The 17,810-nt window shown below is 59.6% G+C and carries 13 protein-coding genes; 2 read left to right on the forward strand and 11 right to left on the reverse strand.

Annotated features, from left to right (window positions below; translation table 11 throughout):
* Window positions 1-153: 153 nt before the first annotated feature.
* The 7 genes from KTQ42_RS13455 to KTQ42_RS13485 all read right to left on the reverse strand — a co-directional run bounded on the left by KTQ42_RS13455 (window position 154) and on the right by KTQ42_RS13485 (window position 11,285).
* Window positions 154-2,928: a hypothetical protein gene (locus KTQ42_RS13455; protein WP_217345955.1), complete on the reverse strand. Its 2,775-nt coding sequence runs from the start codon at window positions 2,926-2,928 to the stop codon at window positions 154-156.
* A gap of 316 nt (window positions 2,929-3,244) precedes the next feature.
* Entirely contained in the window at window positions 3,245-4,468 is a 1,224-nt protein-coding gene (gene glcF, locus KTQ42_RS13460) for a glycolate oxidase subunit GlcF (protein WP_217345956.1), read from the reverse strand.
* Window position 4,469: 1 nt separating this feature from the next.
* Window positions 4,470-5,537: a glycolate oxidase subunit GlcE gene (gene glcE / locus KTQ42_RS13465; RefSeq protein WP_217345957.1), complete on the reverse strand. Its 1,068-nt coding sequence runs from the start codon at window positions 5,535-5,537 to the stop codon at window positions 4,470-4,472.
* Between the two features lie 16 nt (window positions 5,538-5,553).
* Window positions 5,554-7,041, reverse strand: a complete 1,488-nt coding sequence (locus KTQ42_RS13470) for an FAD-linked oxidase C-terminal domain-containing protein (RefSeq protein ID WP_217345958.1) — start codon at window positions 7,039-7,041, stop codon at window positions 5,554-5,556.
* A 456-nt stretch (window positions 7,042-7,497) separates the two neighbouring features.
* Window positions 7,498-8,724 carry an ankyrin repeat domain-containing protein gene (locus tag KTQ42_RS13475; RefSeq protein WP_217345959.1) on the reverse strand — a complete coding sequence of 409 codons (1,227 nt, stop codon included), beginning with the start codon at window positions 8,722-8,724 and terminating at the stop codon, window positions 7,498-7,500.
* Between the two features lie 225 nt (window positions 8,725-8,949).
* A complete protein-coding gene (locus KTQ42_RS13480) occupies window positions 8,950-9,837 on the reverse strand; it encodes a LysR substrate-binding domain-containing protein (protein WP_217346961.1) in 888 nt (295 codons plus the stop codon).
* 38 nt (window positions 9,838-9,875) lie between these two features.
* Window positions 9,876-11,285: an FAD-linked oxidase C-terminal domain-containing protein gene (locus KTQ42_RS13485; RefSeq protein ID WP_217345960.1), complete on the reverse strand. Its 1,410-nt coding sequence runs from the start codon at window positions 11,283-11,285 to the stop codon at window positions 9,876-9,878.
* Between the two features lie 126 nt (window positions 11,286-11,411).
* Here KTQ42_RS13485 and KTQ42_RS13490 point away from each other — a divergent pair, with 126 nt between their 5' ends.
* A complete protein-coding gene (locus KTQ42_RS13490) occupies window positions 11,412-11,966 on the forward strand; it encodes a cob(I)yrinic acid a,c-diamide adenosyltransferase (protein ID WP_217345961.1) in 555 nt (184 codons plus the stop codon).
* Between the two features lie 110 nt (window positions 11,967-12,076).
* Here KTQ42_RS13490 and KTQ42_RS13495 read toward each other — a convergent pair whose 3' ends face one another.
* From KTQ42_RS13495 to KTQ42_RS13510, 4 genes are all read right to left on the reverse strand, one after another.
* Window positions 12,077-13,228: an ankyrin repeat domain-containing protein gene (locus KTQ42_RS13495; RefSeq protein WP_217345962.1), complete on the reverse strand. Its 1,152-nt coding sequence runs from the start codon at window positions 13,226-13,228 to the stop codon at window positions 12,077-12,079.
* Between the two features lie 173 nt (window positions 13,229-13,401).
* A complete protein-coding gene (gene dxs / locus KTQ42_RS13500) occupies window positions 13,402-15,267 on the reverse strand; it encodes a 1-deoxy-D-xylulose-5-phosphate synthase (RefSeq protein ID WP_217345963.1) in 1,866 nt (621 codons plus the stop codon).
* A 2-nt stretch (window positions 15,268-15,269) separates the two neighbouring features.
* The gene (locus tag KTQ42_RS13505) at window positions 15,270-16,160 is read right to left on the reverse strand and encodes a polyprenyl synthetase family protein (RefSeq protein ID WP_217345964.1); all 891 of its coding nucleotides are present in this window, start codon (window positions 16,158-16,160) and stop codon (window positions 15,270-15,272) included.
* Window positions 16,157-16,414, reverse strand: coding sequence for an exodeoxyribonuclease VII small subunit (locus KTQ42_RS13510; protein WP_217345966.1), 258 nt, complete (start codon window positions 16,412-16,414; stop codon window positions 16,157-16,159). Before KTQ42_RS13510 ends, KTQ42_RS13505 begins: the two co-directional genes overlap by 4 nt.
* 288 nt (window positions 16,415-16,702) lie before the next feature.
* Here KTQ42_RS13510 and KTQ42_RS13515 point away from each other — a divergent pair, with 288 nt between their 5' ends.
* Complete coding sequence (locus KTQ42_RS13515; protein WP_217345967.1) at window positions 16,703-17,803, forward strand: aromatic ring-hydroxylating dioxygenase subunit alpha; 1,101 nt, start codon at window positions 16,703-16,705, stop codon at window positions 17,801-17,803.
* The last annotated feature ends 7 nt before the right edge of the window (window positions 17,804-17,810 follow it).

Consider the following 17,810-nt stretch of genomic DNA (forward strand, 5'->3'; position numbering starts at 1 on the left):
CTGAGAGCCTGCTCGGCAAAAGAATAAACGCCGCTTTTTAAGCATTTTCGGGCGACGTTTTATCCCTTAACGAAGTCGAGAAAATCGATTGTGACGTGTTTTGAGAGGTGAGGAATTTCATGTCACTTTCAATTTCTTCTGCCGCGCCGGCTTCTAGCTTAGAACGGACGTATCCAGTACATCAGTAGTGCCATCAGTTCCCGTGCCAGAGCGGTATTTTTGACGATTTTTCCTTCTGATTGACGAACTACCCAAAGTCGGCGACGGCTTCCCTGCTTTTTCAGTAACAAGTTTTGTCGGCGTTTCATTTGGCAGTCCAGTGTGCTGGATGGAGCGGCGTCTGGGACTGGGCGTTATCTTGACAGGGCTGAGTTCATCAAGCCTGGGAAGAGCAGGCATCGAGGCAGGGGCAGGCGGTAAATCCACCAGCCCACTGGCGTAACTGCTGGAGCGAGGCGGAAGCGTATGATTTTTTTTCCTTTCCTGCCAAGAGTTTTCTTTCGCTTCTTTGCTTACTGCAAGTGGTGGGCCTAACAGACGGTCGCCATCTGTTCGCCTTGTTTCGTTTTGAATTGGCTCTGGAATCGTTGAAAGCTTTCCGTAATCACCAGCTTCATCCAGACTTCTAAACGGACGCAATGCAAGGTCCTTAATGGACCTCCTCTTCAAGTGCTCGGGGACAGGCATATTATTCATTTCCAATATGGAAGCCCTGCGTTCGTAAGCAATAATCTGATGTATTCGAGTATAACCCTGCATTGGAATTCCAGGTGCCATCTCAACATCTTCGGGAAGATCTCCGCCCACTCGACCTTTCTTTATTTTTAGGGTGTCAAAAACTTCCTGTATCAGTTTTTCGGCCTCTTCGCTTTCCTTTTTACTTGTAAATTGCATTTTTCGTTCTTGCGGATCATGAATTTTATTATATTTATACAAAAGGTCCTTTTCGACCCTTCTCAAGTGCGAACTATCCACATATTGATTGTATTTCTCCACCAACTCGTTATGACCGTTCTCGACCGCTGCGCCCTTCGCCTTATCTTTAATCCAATCCGATTTAAATCCTTCCAACAGGTCAACCTTTATTTGAGAATACTCGCGAATTCGGCAATTAGGATCCCATGCCAGCAATTGCGACATGAAGGCATCCGCCCTTGCAATATCGCCTGATGCCATCGCCATATAGAATCCACCAATACCATAAATTCCGTTTTTCTGAGGATCTGGCCTGCGGGCATGGAGAATTTCTTGTTTTTCGTTGTGAAACAAGAAGTTGGAGTTCAAGACCGTTTCCATGAACATCTTTATCATGTCGGTTGTGGAATGTGTCATGGCCCAGTAAAACGCCTGCAAACCCTGATGCTGCGTTGCCTGTATGGCCTCTTTCCTGATATCGACCGGAGCAAATGCCATTACTGCCAGAAGGTAGGCCCTTACCAGCTTGCAGCTTTCATTTTTTACAGCAATATGCAGAACAGGCAGACCCGAATTCGCCAGAAGATCGTGATATGTTCTTGCCTGATCACTAATAAATCTTCTTTCCTCGCCAGTTAATCTTTTCTGCATTTTCCTCAGCAATTCGACTCTCTGCAAAGCAGCCTTTCTCGCAGGATCTTTTGCAAACTTTTCCTCAGGTTGAATCTTTTCCAGCTTTCTCTTTTCCCACCAATTCAAAGTGGACCTGAATTTTTCCAACACACGATTTTCATCGTAGTCCGCGATGGAATTGATACTGAAATCTTTTTCGCTGGCCGTGTTGCCACCATCATCTTCGCCATCGTTATCTGAAAGGAGACTTTTCCTTTCTCCTTCAGCAATCGAACTTTTTCCTTTTTTTGACTTTCCTTCCCCTTTTGAATCTGGCGAATGATTATCAACATAATGCTGGATGACCCAGGCATCAAAGTAGGCATTCACGTCCTGTGTAAGCGTCGTGCAAACTTTTCCTATTTCTCCTCGCAAGCAATCCAGTTTTTGCCAATTCTCCAGATTTTCTTCTGTGCAGATTTCGGCCACTTTTTCGTACAGCGCTTCGGCATTTTCATCGGTGTCCTCGCTGGTCATCAGCGCTATCAGATCAGCCTTATGTACCTCAATGCGACTGATCACGTCCGGCGTCAGCCTCTGGAGTTGCTGCTGTTTGGTTTCTTTTATTGCTTTGGCCTTCTGCTTCTGCACCCGTTTTATCGATATGAAGCTTTCATGGGTTTGCCTTCTTGCCAGTTTTGCAGGCGGTTGCGATGCATTGGGCATGCTTGTTCTTTTCCTGACCGGTCGGGCTGTCGTAGCCTTTCCCGGACCCGAAGCTTTTTGCTTGCTCGCGTGGGAGGAAAATACATCAAGGGTTTGATCCAAACTGCTTTCAACCACGCTGCTATCCTGCCCAGTGGCCGTATCGACTGATTTGACTGTCGATGTCGACGCCTCGCCGCCGGGTGGCTTTGCACCCGACGAAGCGGTAGTTCGGAATACCGGCTGACTGATCTTCCTGGCCGGTCTGGGAGTGCCGGGAATGTTTGCTTGACCTTGTCCCCGATTCGAGAAGAGGTTCTCCTTTTCCGAAGACTCCCAGGAATTATCCAACTCCATCAGCAATGGCATTTCTTGCTGGTTACTGGAGCGATTGGCTGACGATGATTTACGGTTTGGCGATGCGCTGTGACCGATGTTGCCCCTTGGGCTGGTCTGACCTTTTCCAGTAGGGCTTGGTGCGCTGCGCAACATCGACGCGGACCGTTTTTTCTCGCCGGTGCGTATTTTCGGCTTGGGGATAGGCGAAGGGCGGTTTGCATCCTTTTTGCCGCTGTTTTTTCTGGCTTCCTCGTCGCTGGCAAAAGCCTCGCTATGATCGGCTTCGCCATCCATACGGGAATATAGCGGCTGCTTATCAGACTGAGAATTGGTTCTGGTGACTTCTGGCCCCGGCATAAACCCTCCTGAAATGACTTGCACAACTTCAAGAAAAACTGGAAGCCATCGGCTTTGATCAGTAGGAGAACTAAGTCGCGTTGATTGAAAGGATTTCTTCGAGGAGAAGGAAAATGAAAGTGCGGTAGGTGTACTTTTAAACGAAATGAGCGTGCATAGCACCTTGTCAGGTCCATGACAGGGCTGGACACGCCGCAGCAGCGTCGGCCAGGGAAGAAAAATTTGTGATTCCGATGTGGACAGGCTGGTCCGGCCGGTTTTGTCCCTGCGGCTATCGATCCGGAACAAAACCTGCCCACCAGCCGGCGGGACGCAATCAAGCCAGTGCGCTATCCACCAGTTCAATCCAGTGCGCGACCGGCGTTGCCGTGCCGGACTGCAGATGGGTAATGCAGCCGATATTGGCCGAGACGATCATGTCCGGTTTGGTGGCTTCGAGATTGGCGACCTTCTGGTCGCGCAAGGCATAGGCAATGTCCGGATGCAGCACCGAATAGGTGCCGGCCGAGCCGCAGCACAGATGGCTGTCGGCGCACAGTTGCACATCCACGCCGATGCCGCGCAGCACGTCCTCGACCTTGCCGCGGATCTTCTGCCCGTGCTGCAGCGTGCAGGGCGGATGCCAGGCCACGCGCTTGGCGACCTTGCCGCGCAGCTTCCGCTTCAGCTCTTCCTCGAAAGCCGGCAGCAGTTCGGACAGGTCGCGCGTGAGCTCGGAAATGCGCCTGGCTTTCTGCGCATAGGCCGGGTCCTGCTCCAGCAGATGGCCGTACTCCTTCACGGTGGCACCGCAGCCGGATGCCGTCATCACGATGGCTTCGGCGCCCGCCTCCACATGCGGCCACCAGGCGTCGATGTTGCGGCGCATGTCGTCGCGTGCCCCATCGTGGTCGTTCAGGTGATGGCGGATCGCGCCGCAGCAACCGGCGCGCGGGGCGACGATCAGCTGCACGCCCAGCGCATCGAATACGCGGGCAGTGGCGGCATTGATGTTGGGCGACATCGACGGCTGCACGCAGCCGTCCAGCAGCAGCATCTTGCGGGCATGCTCGCGCCGCGGCCAGACGCCGGCGGACTGCTTCTTCGGCACCTTGTTCTTCAGAACGGCGGGCAGCAGCGGCCGCAGCAGCTGGCCGGCCTTCATCGCCGGGCTGAAGACCCAGCTGCGCGGCAGGGTTTCCTTCAGCGCGGTGCGCATGGCGCGGTCGGCCGGCGCGCGCGGCACCTGGTCTTCGACGATCTTGCGGCCTATGTCGACCAGCCGGCCATAGCGAACGCCCGACGGGCAGGTGGTTTCGCAGTTGCGGCAGGTCAGGCAGCGGTCGAGATGCAGCTGGGTCTTGGCGGTGGCGGGCTTGCCTTCCAGGACCTGCTTCATCAGGTAGATGCGGCCGCGCGGGCCGTCGAGCTCGTCGCCCAGCAGTTGGTAGGTCGGGCAGGTGGCGGTGCAGAAACCGCAATGCACGCAGGCCCGCAGGATGGAATCGGCTTCCTTGCCTTCCGGCGTGTCCTTGATGAAATCAGCGAGATTGGTTTGCATGTCAGTAGTCGTTTCCCAGTCGGCCGGGGTTGAAGATGCCGGCCGGATCGAAAGCCTGCTTCAGGCGGCGCTGGATGCCAGCGACTGCGGGAGCAAGCGGATGAAAGACGGCGTCGCGTGCGTCGGCAGCCACGCCGGTGCGGAAGCGGCTCGCATGGCCGCCAGCGCGGACGGCGGCGGCGCGGATGCTGTCGGCCGGCGCGTTGCTGTGCAGCCAGCGCTGGGCGCCGCCCCACTCGATGAGCTGATTGCCCTCCAGTTCCAGCGGTGCGGCCACCGAAGGCAGCGACAGGCGCCACAGCGGCGCTTCCTGTGCGGTGAAGAAGGGATGCTGCTGCTCGCGCAAGCTGTGCCAGAAGCCGGCAGCGTCGGCGATTTCCTCGCCGCCCAAGCGGCTGCGCGCGCCCTTCAGCGCCGCGGCCGCACCTGACAGGCGTACCGCCAGGGTGCCGTCCAGCCAGGCGTTGGCGGAGATCGGCAGCGGTTGCCCGCCCCACTCATTGAGCGTGCGGATGGCGTCGGCCTGGCTCAGGCTGAAGGCCAGCGTGGTTTCCTCGAACGGGCGCGGCAATACCTTCAGCGACACTTCCAGCAGCAGGCCCAGCGTGCCGAGCGAGCCGGCCAGCACCCGCGACACATCGTAGCCGGCGACGTTCTTCATCACCTGGCCGCCGAAATGCAGCACTTCGCCGCGATGGTTCATCAGCACCGCGCCCAGCACGAAGTCGCGCACCGCGCCGACCGCGGCACGGCGCGGGCCGGATAGCCCGGCCGCCACCATGCCACCGACGGTTGCATCGGCGCCGAAATGCGGCGGCTCGAATGCCAGCATCTGGTTCTTTTCCGCCAGCACCGCTTCCACCTCGGCCAGCGGCGTGCCGCTCCTGACCGTGATCACCAGTTCGGTCGGGTCATAGGCCACGATGCCGCGCCAGCCGCGGGTGTCGAGCACGTCGCCGCGCAGGGCGCCGCCATACCAGTCCTTGCTGCCGCCGCCGCGGATGCGCAGCGGACGCTCGGCCGTGGCGCCGGCGATGCGGTCCTTGAATTCCTGCAATACCTGTTCCATACACTCTCTTTCAGAATCAGAAGCGCGGCAGATCGGCGAAGGGCAGCTTGCCGGCGCGCACATGCATGCGGCCATACTCGGCGCAGCGGCGCAGGCTGGGAATGGCCTTGTCGGGGTTGAGCAGCAGCGCCGTGTCGAAGGCCGCCTTGACGGCGCGGAAGGCGTCGAGCTCGGCCTGCGAGAACTGCACGCACATCGAATTGATTTTTTCGATGCCCACGCCATGCTCGCCGGTGATGGTGCCGCCCACCTCGACGCACAATTCCAGGATCTCGGCGCCGAACAGTTCGGCGCGCTCGAATTCGCCAGGCTGGTTGGCATCGAACAGGATCAGCGGATGCAGGTTGCCGTCGCCGGCATGGAACACGTTGGCGCAGCGCAGGCCGTACTTCTTTTCCATCTCCGCAATGCCCATCAGCACCTGCGCCAGGTTGCGGCGCGGGATGGTACCGTCCATGCAGTAGTAGTCGGGCGAAATGCGGCCGGCAGCCGGGAAGGCATTCTTGCGGCCCGACCAGAACTTCAGGCGCTCGGCCTCGTTCTGGGATACCGCGATGGCGGTGGCGCCGGAATCGCGGAACACCGCCTCCATGCGGGCGATTTCCTCGTCAACCTCTTCCGGCAGGCCGTCGGACTCGCACAGCAGGATGGCTTCGGCCTCGGTGTCGTAACCGGCATGCACGAAGGGCTCGACCATGCGCGAACTGGTCTTGTCCATCATTTCCAGGCCGGCCGGGATGATGCCGGCGGCAATCACATTGGCCACCGCATTGCCGCCCTTGACCACGTCGTCGAAGGAGGCCATCACCACCCGCGCCTGCTGCGGCTTGGGGATCAGCCGCACCGTGACTTCGGTGACCACGCCCAGCATGCCCTCGGAGCCGATGAACAGCGCCAGCAGGTCCAGGCCGGGCGCGTCCAGCGCCTCGCCGCCGAGTTCGGCGATCTCGCCGTCGATGGTGACCATGCGCACCCGCAGCACGTTATGCACGGTCAGGCCGTATTTCAGGCAATGCACGCCGCCGGAGTTCTCGGCCACGTTGCCGCCGATGGTGCAGGCGATCTGCGACGACGGATCGGGCGCGTAGTACAGGCCATGCGCGCCGGCCGCCTCGGAAATGGCAAGGTTGCGCACGCCGGGCTGGACCACTGCCGTGCGTGAATAGGCGTCGAGCCTGACGATGCGGTTGAGCCGGGCGGTGGAAATCACCACGCCGTCGGCGATTGGCATCGCGCCGCCGGACAGGCCGGTGCCGGCGCCGCGCGGCACGATGGGCGCCTGCAGGCGGCGGCATACGTTAACCGCGGCGATCACCTGCTCTTCGTTGGCAGGCAGCACCACGATCATCGGCAACTGGCGATAAGCAGCGAGGCCATCGCATTCATAAGGCCGGGTGTCTTCCTCGTTAAAGAGGACCGCGCCCGCTGGCAGCACGGCGTTCAGGGCATCGACGACCTCGCGCTGGCGCGCGGCGGCAAACGGCGCTTCTGATGGAGCATTCATGGCTGTACGTCCTGGAATGGGTAGCGGGCACGCCGAATGGCCCCGCTCTTCAAGAAAACGAACAGTGTAGCGAAACTGGGGCAATAAAAGGGATTTGCGCGCGCGGAATGACTGAAAAGCTTTGCTGCAATTGATGAAAGATTTTGATGCGGGCAGTGGATGAATGGAATGGCCTATGACAGGAGGAACTTTCTGTGGTCACATTTCCTGTTGAAGGAATTTTGGGCCATCGACCCAGGCGACTCCGTTGAAGCGAGGCGTCCTGTAAGGATTAATGTCGTCCTTTGGCGTTGATCGCAGAAGCCCGTGCCAGAAAGGCACGGGCCAAGGAAAGCAAAAAGTATTTTAAAAGTGTGCGCACGCTGTATGGTTCATCAGACGCTATATCAACTAAAAAATACGAATGTGCCATCTTGCAAGGACGCGTTCAGGCTCGCTGCTGCCGCCTGACCAGCGCTATTGGGTTTGATACTGGAAGCCTTCTGCTGATATAGGGAGGCCGGTGCGCCTGGAAGCCTGCCTTAAGTGCGCTTCCGCAAGGCACGCCACAAATTCCGGTCCAGCTTTTTGTGCGAGTCCATACAGTGTGTCATACCTTGTTGTGTACGGGCCTTCTGGAATTTTGGCAGTAAAATCAATTTCCGCGTACTTGGCGTCGAGAAGCATCTGGACAGCCTTTAGTTTTCTGGAATTGTAATCCGCTATCTCATCCTTATCGAACTCGTTCAGAGTTTTTTGACTTAAACCATGGAGTGCAGAGACCAATGCATTGTTGCCATGCCATTTACTTTCCGGATTTATTTCTGCGCCCTTGCGAAGAAGAAAATCGATAATATTCGTCGAACCATACCCTGCGGCTATTTGCAGAGGCGTATGCCCGTTTACCATATCAGTGGCATTGATGTCAGGCTTTGCAAGAAAAAATATTTCTTCCATCAAATCGAGATTATTCAGGATTGCCGCTTTGGCAAAAAGCAGAGGCACACTAATTAAAGATGGATCGATTTTCTCCATCGACTCTAAAAGCTGGAGCGCAAGCTTTGGTTCGCGAGACACGACTGCATAATGCAGCGCGTCATGTTGCTTCTCCGCCTTTTGACCTTCACTAGTCAAAATTAAAATATTTATTAAATTAATGTCTCCTAGTGCTACGGCAACTCTAAGCGCCTTAGGAAAATCTTCCGAAGTCAAATAGAACTCTGCTCCCTTTTGCCGCAAGCACCCTATGAAAGCCATGGTTTCGCGAGTCAAATTTTTATCAATAAAAATATGAGCAAGCATCGTGCGGTTATTCTCCATGCGCATATTGATATCAAAGCCCTGCAAAGCCTTATCAATCTCTCGGAAATCAGTCATTTCCAACAAACTGTTAAACAATGCCAAAGTCGGCTGCTTCAGTCGATTGCCAGCAGGAACGGCCACTTGCGCATTTGGAATGACCGGCTGGCTGGACGTATTCGGTGTCCTGCCATTTTTTGAAACAGGCATTTTGGACAATAGCGACGTATTTTCAGCATTACTGCCTTGTTTTTCCCCGGACCGTACTGTGGGATTTGATATAGCATCCTGCCTCCGGCGCTTCTGCGTTTTCTCGCCTGGAACTTCCTGATGCATATGTTTTTCCGAGGTAGTAGATTCCACTCCCACGCGAACGATACCAGCTTTGTTAAATGATGTTGACATGACATTTCTCCATTAAAAAGGATTGAACATGTGATTAACCCCGGAACGCATCAGGTTCAGTATCGATCAGCACGTTTAAATGGAGGAATCAGGAATCGCCGCAAGGAAATTATTTTCACGGGTTTTCATGAATTCGCGAAAAGCAGCAAAATAACAATGAAACGTAGTCAGGAAAGCTGAAGACCATGAGCCCAGCACTCAGTTGTTTACTGCGTACGGGCATTCTCAGCCGTTGCGGAACGTCGCCTTCATCCAGTCGATGAACAGCATCACCTCGCCGCGTTCCCGGGCAGGCTTCTCATACACCATGTAATACGCATGGGGCGGCGAAGCCAGTTCGACATCAAACAGACGCACCACGTCGCCGGCTTCCAGCGCGGCCTGGGCGAAGTGGCTGCGCGTTAAGCCGATCCCATGGCCGTGGCGGATGGCTTCCAGCAGCAGGCCGAGGTCGTCGACCCGCAGGCCGGTGGACGGCTCCTGCCAGTCCAGGCCGGCTGCCTCGAACCATGGCTGCCAGGGTTCCAGCGCCGAGCGCAGCAGGGTCTTGCCGCGCAGGTCGGCTGGCGTATGCAGCGGCCCGACCTGGGCCAGGTAGGACGGGCTGGCGACGGCGAAGGCCGGCTCCTCGAACAGCTTTTCGGTGATGATGTTGGGATAATTGCCGGCGCCGAAGCGCACCTCGACATCGCTCTCCGACAAACTTAGATCGTAGAGCGGCACCGACATGAACACTTCCACCACGATGTCCGGATACCGTTGCGTGAAGTCGGCCAGGTGCGGCACGAACATGTAGCGGGCAAAGGTCGGCGGCAGCGTGACCTTGATTCTCGGCTGCGCCTGCGCGCTGCGATGCGGCATCGGGAAGTCGGTCAGGGTACGCAGCGCACTGCGCACCACGTCGAGATAGCGGCGGCCGAACTCGGACAGGCCGATCGAGCGGCCATCGCGGATGAACAGCCGCTCGCCGACGAAATCTTCCAGCAGGCGGATGCGGTGCGACAGCGCCGACGGCGTGATGCACAGTTCGTCCGCCGCCAGCGCGAAGGACTGGTGGCGCGCCGCGGCTTCGAAGGCGGACAGCGCGTGCACCGGCGGCAGGCGGGTGGTCAGGGCTTGTCTGGTCTGCTGCATGCGTCCGCCTGCGGGATTTACCACTGAACGATCTTGCCGGGATTGAGGATGTTCTTCGGGTCCAGCGCATGTTTCAAGGCGCGCATGGTGTCGATCGCGCCTTCGCCATGCTCCTGCACCAGGAATTCCATCTTGTGCATGCCCACGCCGTGCTCGCCGGTGCAGGTGCCGTCCATCGCGATGGCGCGCGCCACCATGCGCGCGTTCACGCCTTCGGCGCGGGCGATGTCTTCCGGGTCATTCGGATCGACCAGCATCTGCACATGGAAGTTGCCGTCGCCGACATGGCCGATGATGGAGTACACCATGTTGTGGCTTTCGCAGTCGGCCTTGGTGTCGAGGATGCATTCGGCCAGGCGCGAGATCGGCACGCAGCAGTCGGTGGAGATGGCGCGCGCGCCAGGACGCATCTGCAGCAGCGCGAAATAGGCGTTGTGGCGCGCGCCCCAGAGGCGGGTGCGGTCTTCCGGCCGGGTGGCCCATTCGAAGCCGGTGGCGTTGTGCTCGGCGACGATTTCCTGCACGGTCTCTGCCTGTTCCTTCACGCCATGCTCGGTGCCATGGAATTCGAACAGCAGCAGCGGGTTTTCCGGCAGGCTCAGCTTGTCGTAGGCGTTGATGGCCTTCACGCCGCGCTCGTCAAGGAATTCGACGCGGGCAACCGGCACGCCCATCTGTATGGTCTGGATCACCGCCCGCACCGCGTCGCCCGGCGTCGGGAAGGAACATACCGCCGCCGACACCGCTTCCGGCTGCGGATACAGCTTCACGGTGACTTCGGTGATGATGCCCAGCGTGCCTTCGCTGCCGACGAATACGCGGGTCAGGTCATAGCCGGCGGAGGACTTGCGGGCGCGGGTGCCGGTGCGGATGATGCGGCCGTCGGCCAGCACCACCGTCAGTGCCAGCGTGTTCTCGCGCATGGTGCCGTAGCGCACGGCATTGGTGCCGGAGGCGCGGGTGGCGGCCATGCCGCCGAGCGAGGCGTCGGCGCCGGGGTCGATCGGGAAGAACAGGCCGGTGTCGCGGATCTCCGCGTTCAACTGCTTGCGGGTCACGCCCGGCTGCACCGTCACCGTCAGGTCTTCGGGATGGACGGCGATGATCTTGTTCATCTGCGACAGGTCGATCGACACGCCGCCACGAAGCGCCAGGATGTGGCCTTCCAGCGAAGTGCCGGCGCCGTAGGGAATCACCGGCACGTCATGGGCGGCGCACAGCTTGACCGCGTCCGCCACTTCCTCGGTGGACTGGGCGAAGATCACCGCGTCGGGCAGCATCGGATCGTAAGACGACTCGTCGCGCCCATGATGGGTGCGCATCGCCTCGCTGGTGGAACAGCGCTCGCCGAACAGGGACAAAAGCGCGGCAAGCAGGGACTCGGGAAGCGGCTTCTTCAGCGCCGCCAGCTGTACTGGGTGATTCATCTTGTCCTCCGTGGGGTATGTGATTTTACCCCTGCCGGGCGTTTAGCGGCGGCCGGCGCGGCGAAGGCCTGAAATTTCCCGTATGCTCACAGCCTTCCATATCAAGCGGACAACAAGGGAGACGCCATGGGCAACCGACTTTCCAAGATCGCCACCCGCACCGGCGACAACGGCACCACCGGGCTGGGCGACGGCAGCCGTGTCGACAAGGACAGCCTGCGGGTGCAGGCCATGGGCGATGTGGATGAAATGAATTCCCACCTGGGCCTGCTGCTGTGCGAGGACCTGCCGGACGGCCTGCGCGAGGAACTGGTGACGATACAGCACGACCTGTTCGACCTCGGCGGCGAACTCTGCATTCCGGGCTATGCGCTGATCAAGGAGGAGCAGGTGGCGCGGCTCGACGACATGCTGGCCCGCTACAACGCCGACCTGCCGCCGCTGGCCGACTTCATCCTGCCGGCCGGCTCGCGCGCGGCTTCCCAGGCCCATGTCTGCCGCACCGTCTGCCGCCGGGCCGAGCGGGCCATCGTGGCGCTGGGCAGGGCCGAGACGCTGAATGACCATCCGCGCCAGTACATGAACCGGCTGTCAGACCTGATGTTCGTGCTGGCGCGGGTGCTGAACCGCCATGCGGGTGGCGGGGATGTGTTGTGGGAGAAGGGGCGCGGGCGAGGCTGAGGCTTGTCGCGTCTTTCTGCCTGCCGCGTACTGGACTGGTCCGTGCCGGTAAGCTCAGACCACCCGGCGCAATGACGAACTTAAACACTTGCAGACAGGTTCTGGCTCGCTTAATGCCGAATTTTTTGCCGCAGGCCGTTGTTAATTCCATGGTCATTAAGCAGCTTTACGATGTTGCCTTGCGCCGCATAAAGCGCTGTTTCATCTGCCTTATTTACGGCCTGGGGCGATGCGCCCCCCTCGTTCAACAAATACGCGGTTGTATTGAATAAACCATTCCTGGCCGCTGCTATTAAAGGAACATTCCCATTTTTTTTGTCGGCGACGTTTGCCGACGCCTTTTTATCCATCAACAGCTTGACGATCGCCAGAGCGTGCATATCGTTATCGCCATTGCAAGCAGCCAGCATTGGCGTGCTGTCCTCTAGAGCACCACAATATCGCTCTGCTTTGGCTTCTTTATCGAGGAGAATTTTCACCACCGCCACATTACCTGCCTTGCAGGCATTCCACAGCGGTGTGGTTCGTGTCTTATCCTTTGGGTCTGCTTTGGCGCCGGCATCGATGAGTACCTGAACGGTTTCGGCCTCTCCTGCGGTCGCAGCGTAATGCAAAGGCGCGCATCCCCGTTTGTCAGGGGCGTTTACCTCCGCTTTGGCGCGAATCAGCTCCCTGGCAATCTCAGGATTTCCGCCTTGCACGGCATGATGCAAGGCTGTGGCTCCGGATTTGTCGATGCCATCCACCGTTGCGCCACGCGAGATCAGCGTATTGACCATGCTTTTCAAGCCGGCGGCGGCGGCCAGCATCACTGGCGTTCTTCCCTGGTCATCATGGGCATTGACCGGTGCGCCATGCATTACAAGCACCTTGGCGGCCTCTTCGTTTTTTGCCTCCAGTGCGGTTCGCAACAGTGACTTTCCTGTCGCCTTGTCAATCAGGTTGATGTCAATCTGGTCTGTATGCGCCTTCAACAAGGCTGCCATATCCTTCCCATTATTGGAGGCAACCGCCTGAAAGAACTTTTGCTGCGGGGTGAAAGAACCACTATTGCCGACATAATTAGGGCTAGTGGCGTTCATGGCAGCCTGGCCGGTAGGCTTGGCACCAGTTGAGTCACTAGCAGCTAACAGTGAATCGGGCTGAGTGACCTGCAAGCTGATGCCTGGCTTTCCTTTTTCCCGCGAGGTTGTATCAGACGACGGCTGACTATAGTCGGCTTGAGCATTGGCGGAAACGACCTTGGGTGAAAGTTTGTCCATGATTTGGCAAGTGCGGGTAGTTAAAGATGTACATCCACTCACTACGTGCCACCCATGAACGTTATGTTCATCAATCGAACATTAAAGTCAGGGGTGAAATGCACCAAGGAAACAAACAAATAAAAACGGCGACATTGTGTCGCCGTTCCTGCATTGCCTTTATAAAATGCAGCTCAGTTATTCACAACCAGCCGCGGTTCCTTCTTGCCCAGCCGCTGCCGGATGGACGCCGCGATGCCAGCCGCATCCAGCCCGCATTGCGCCAGCAACTGCGGCGCGTCGCCATGGTCGATGAATTTGTCCGGCAAGCCCAGTTGCAGCAGCGGCTTGACCACGCCCGCCGCGGCCAGCGCTTCGGCCACCGCCGAGCCAGCGCCACCCATGATGCAGCCCTCCTCCACCGTCACCAGCAGGTCGTGGCTGGCGGCCAGCTCCAGCACCAGCGCCGCATCCAGGGGCTTGACGAAGCGCATGTTGGCGACCGTGGCATTGAGTTCCTCGCCCGCCTTCAGCGCCGGCGCAACCATGGTGCCGAAGGCCAGGATGGCAACCTGCTTGCCGTTGCGGCGCAGCTCCCCCTTGCCCAGCGGAATGGTGTCCAGGCTGGTGTCGACCGCCGCGCCGATGCCGGCGCCGCGGGGATAGCGCACTGCCGCCGGGCCGGGATACTGATACGCCGTGCTGAGCATTTGCCGGCATTCGTTCTCGTCCGATGCGGCCAGCACCACCATGTTGGGAATGCAGCGCAGGAAGGCCAGGTCGTAATTGCCCGCGTGCGTTGCACCATCGGCGCCGACCAGGCCGGCGCGGTCGAGCGCGAAGGTGACATCCAGGTTTTGCAGCGCCACGTCATGAATCAGCTGATCGTAGGCGCGCTGCAGAAAGGTGGAATAGATCGCCACCACCGGCTTCAGGCCTTCGCAGGCCATGCCGGCGGCAAAGGTCACCGCATGCTGCTCGGCGATGCCGACGTCGTGGTAGCGGTCGGGGAAGCGCTGCTCGAATTCCACCATGCCCGAGCCTTCGCGCATGGCCGGCGTGATGCCGATCAGGCGCTTGTCCTGCTGCGCCATGTCGCACAGCCACTGGCCGAATACCTGGGTATAGGTCTTCTTGCCGGCGGCGGCCGGCTTGATGCCCTCGGCCGGGTCGAACTTGCCGGGGCCGTGGTACAGCACCGGGTCGGCCTCGGCCAGCTTGTAGCCCTGGCCCTTCTTCGTCACCACATGCAGGAACTGCGGGCCCTTCAGCTGCTTCAGGTTCTGCAGCGTCGGCACCAGGGAATCGAGGTCGTGGCCGTCGATCGGGCCAATGTAGTTGAAGCCGAATTCCTCGAACATCGTGGCCGGCAGCACCATGCCCTTCGCATGCTCCTCCAGCCGCTTGGCCAGTTCCAGCATCGGCCCCGGCAACACCGACTTGCCCACGCTGCGGGCGGCGGCGTAGAAGCGGCCCGACATCAGGCGCGCCAGGTAGCGGTTCAGGGCGCCGACCGGCGGCGAGATCGACATGTCGTTGTCGTTCAGGATCACCAGCAGGTTCACATCCTCATGCACGCCGGCATTGTTGAGCGCCTCGAATGCCATGCCGGCAGTCATGGCGCCGTCGCCGATGACGGCCACCGCGTGGCGGCTCTCGCCCATGGTCTGGGCGGCGATCGCCATGCCCAGCGCGGCCGAGATCGAAGTCGAGGAATGCGCGGTGCCGAAGGTGTCGAACGGGCTTTCGTCGCGGCGCGGAAAGCCCGAAATGCCGCCCTGCTGGCGCAGGCTGCCCATGCGCTCGCGGCGGCCGGTCAGTATCTTGTGCGGATAGGTTTGATGGCCGACATCCCAGACGATGCGGTCGTCCGGCGTGTTGAACACGTAGTGCAGCGCAATCGTCAGCTCGACCGTGCCCAGGTTCGACGACAGATGGCCGCCGGTGCGCGACACCGAATCGAGCAGGAAGGCGCGCAGCTCGTCGGCCAGCGGCTTGAGCTGGCTGCGGGAGAGGCGCCGCAGGTCGCCGGGGCCTTCGATTTTTTTCAACAGATCCATACTTATGCTTTCCGCTGCACGATCAGGTCGGCGAGTTCGCGCAGCCGTCGTGCGTTGTCTCCAAACGGGAGCAGCGCCCGGTGGGCGTCCTCCCTCAGTTTTTGCGCCAGCGCCTGCGACTGCTCCAGACCGAGGATGGAGACGTAGGTGGGCTTGTGGTCCACCGCGTCCTTGCCGGCGGTCTTGCCCAGGGTCTGTGAATCGGCGGTGGCGTCGAGCACGTCATCCACCACCTGAAAGGCCAGGCCCACCGCGGCCGCATAGGCGTCGAGCGCGGCGGTTTCAGCGGCGTCCGGCATGCGGCCGCACAGCGCGCCCAGCATCACGGAAGCCCGCAGCAGCGCGCCGGTTTTCAGCCGGTGCATCTGTTCCAGCTCGGCCAGCGACAGAGTCATGCCAACGCTGGCCAGATCGATCGCCTGGCCGCCGCACATGCCGGCCGAGCCGGATGCCTGGGCCAGCAGGCGCAGCATCGCCACCGTGCGCTCGGCATCGGCGCCCGCTTCCGACAGCACCAGGAAGGCCTGCGACTGCAATGCGTCGCCCACCAGCAGCGCGGTGGCTTCGTCGTATTTCACATGCACGGTCGGCTTGCCGCGGCGCAGCGCGTCGTCGTCCATGCAGGGCATGTCGTCATGCACCAGGGAATAGGCGTGGATCATCTCGACCGCGGCGGCGGCGCGCGCCAATGCATTGCGGTCGGCGCCGTGCAGTTCGCCGGCGGCGAATACCAGGAGCGGGCGCACCCGCTTGCCGCCGTCCAGCACCGCATAGCGCATGGCCTCGTGCAGCCGGGCCGGCGCGGCGGTTTCGGGCGGCAGCAGCGTCGCCAGCACGTCTTCCATGGCGGACTGCGTGTTGCGCATCCAGTCGTGGAAGGACAGCGCGCTCATTCGTCGGCCTCCAGCGTGGCGTCGTCGGTGGCGAAGGGCTTGAGCATGTCGCCTTCCAGTACCTTGACCTGGGCATCCACCCGGTCGAGCTGGCCGGCGCAGAATTTCACCAGTTCGGCGCCGCGCTTGTAGGCCGCTACCGACGCCTCCAGCGGCAGTTCGCCGGCTTCCATGCGCTCGACCAACTGTTCCAGTTCGGTCATGGCGTCTTCGAACGAAGCGGGCTGCGTACTGACGGGAGTTTTACTTGCCATAAGGTATCGTCTTTGAGTGCGGGCAACGAAGGCTGGCAGCCTTGCTGCGGGTTGCGGAGTGCTCAGGACCGGCTATTTTAGAACAAACAGGCAACAGAAGTTACGATTGTCCACAAGCTGGCGCCATTCCGCGCAAAACACTGCGCCGCGCCAAGGCGGGACCAGAAACGGCTGTCTAAGGTATAATCTACGGTTCTGTCCAAAAATTCCCTCTTCATCTCGTTTGAACATAGGTTTTTGCGGATTCTTTCTCTCTTAGGTTGGTGCAAATTAATTTGGGGGGTAGGGATGTCCGATCTGGCTAATCTCGCCAAGCTGGCGCGTTCCAACGCGCAACTTCCAGTCCACGTCTATTTCGACGAAGTACTGCTGAAAAAAGAAATTTCTGATCTGTTCCGTCAGGGGCCGCGCTATGCCGGCCACGAACTCATGGTGCCCGAGGTCGGCGACTATGCGACGCTGGCCTGGGAAAACGAAGGCCGCATGCTGGTGCGCAATGCCCAGGGCCTGGAGCTTCTGTCCAATGTCTGCCGCCATCGCCAGGCCAAGATGTTCAATGGCCGCGGCAATGCGAAAAACATCGTCTGCCCGCTGCATCGCTGGACCTATGACCTGAAAGGCACCCTGGTGGGCGCGCCGCATTTTGGCGAAACGCCCTGCCTGAATCTGTCCAACACCCCGCTGCAGAACTGGAACGGCCTGCTGTTCGAGGCCGGTGGCGCCAACGTGGCCGACATCATGAAAAACCTGTCGGTGACCAGGGACCTCGATTTTTCCGGCTACATGCTGGACCACGTCGAAGTGCACGAGTGCGACTACAACTGGAAGTCCTTCATCGAGGTGTACCTGGAGGACTATCATGTCGAGCCCTTCCACCCCGGGCTGGGCAGCTTTGTCACCTGTTCCGACCTGAAGTGGGAATTCGGGGAGGGCTACAGCGTGCAGACCGTCGGCGTGCATCATGCGCTGAAGAAGTCCGGCACGCCGGCCTACCGCAAATGGCAGGAGCAGCTGCTCAAATTCCGCAATGGCGAAGCGCCCAAGCATGGCGCGATCTGGCTCACGCTCTATCCCAACATCATGGTGGAGTGGTATCCGCATGTGCTGGTGGTGTCGACCGTCTGGCCGAACGGACCGCAGAAGACCACCAACGTGGTGGAGTTCTACTATCCGGAGGAAATCGTGCTGTTCGAGCGCGAGTTCATCGAGGCCGAGCGCGCCGCCTACATGGAAACCTGCGTCGAGGACGATGAAATCGCGCAGCGCATGGACGCCGGCCGCCGCATCCTGATGGATCGCGGCGTCAACGAGGTCGGCCCCTACCAGTCGCCAATGGAAGACGGCATGCAGCATTTCCACGAGTGGTACCGCTCGAAGATTGCCGTCTGAGCATGGC

Source organism: Noviherbaspirillum sp. L7-7A (assembly GCF_019052805.1).
Taxonomy (GTDB): domain Bacteria; phylum Pseudomonadota; class Gammaproteobacteria; order Burkholderiales; family Burkholderiaceae_D; genus Noviherbaspirillum_A.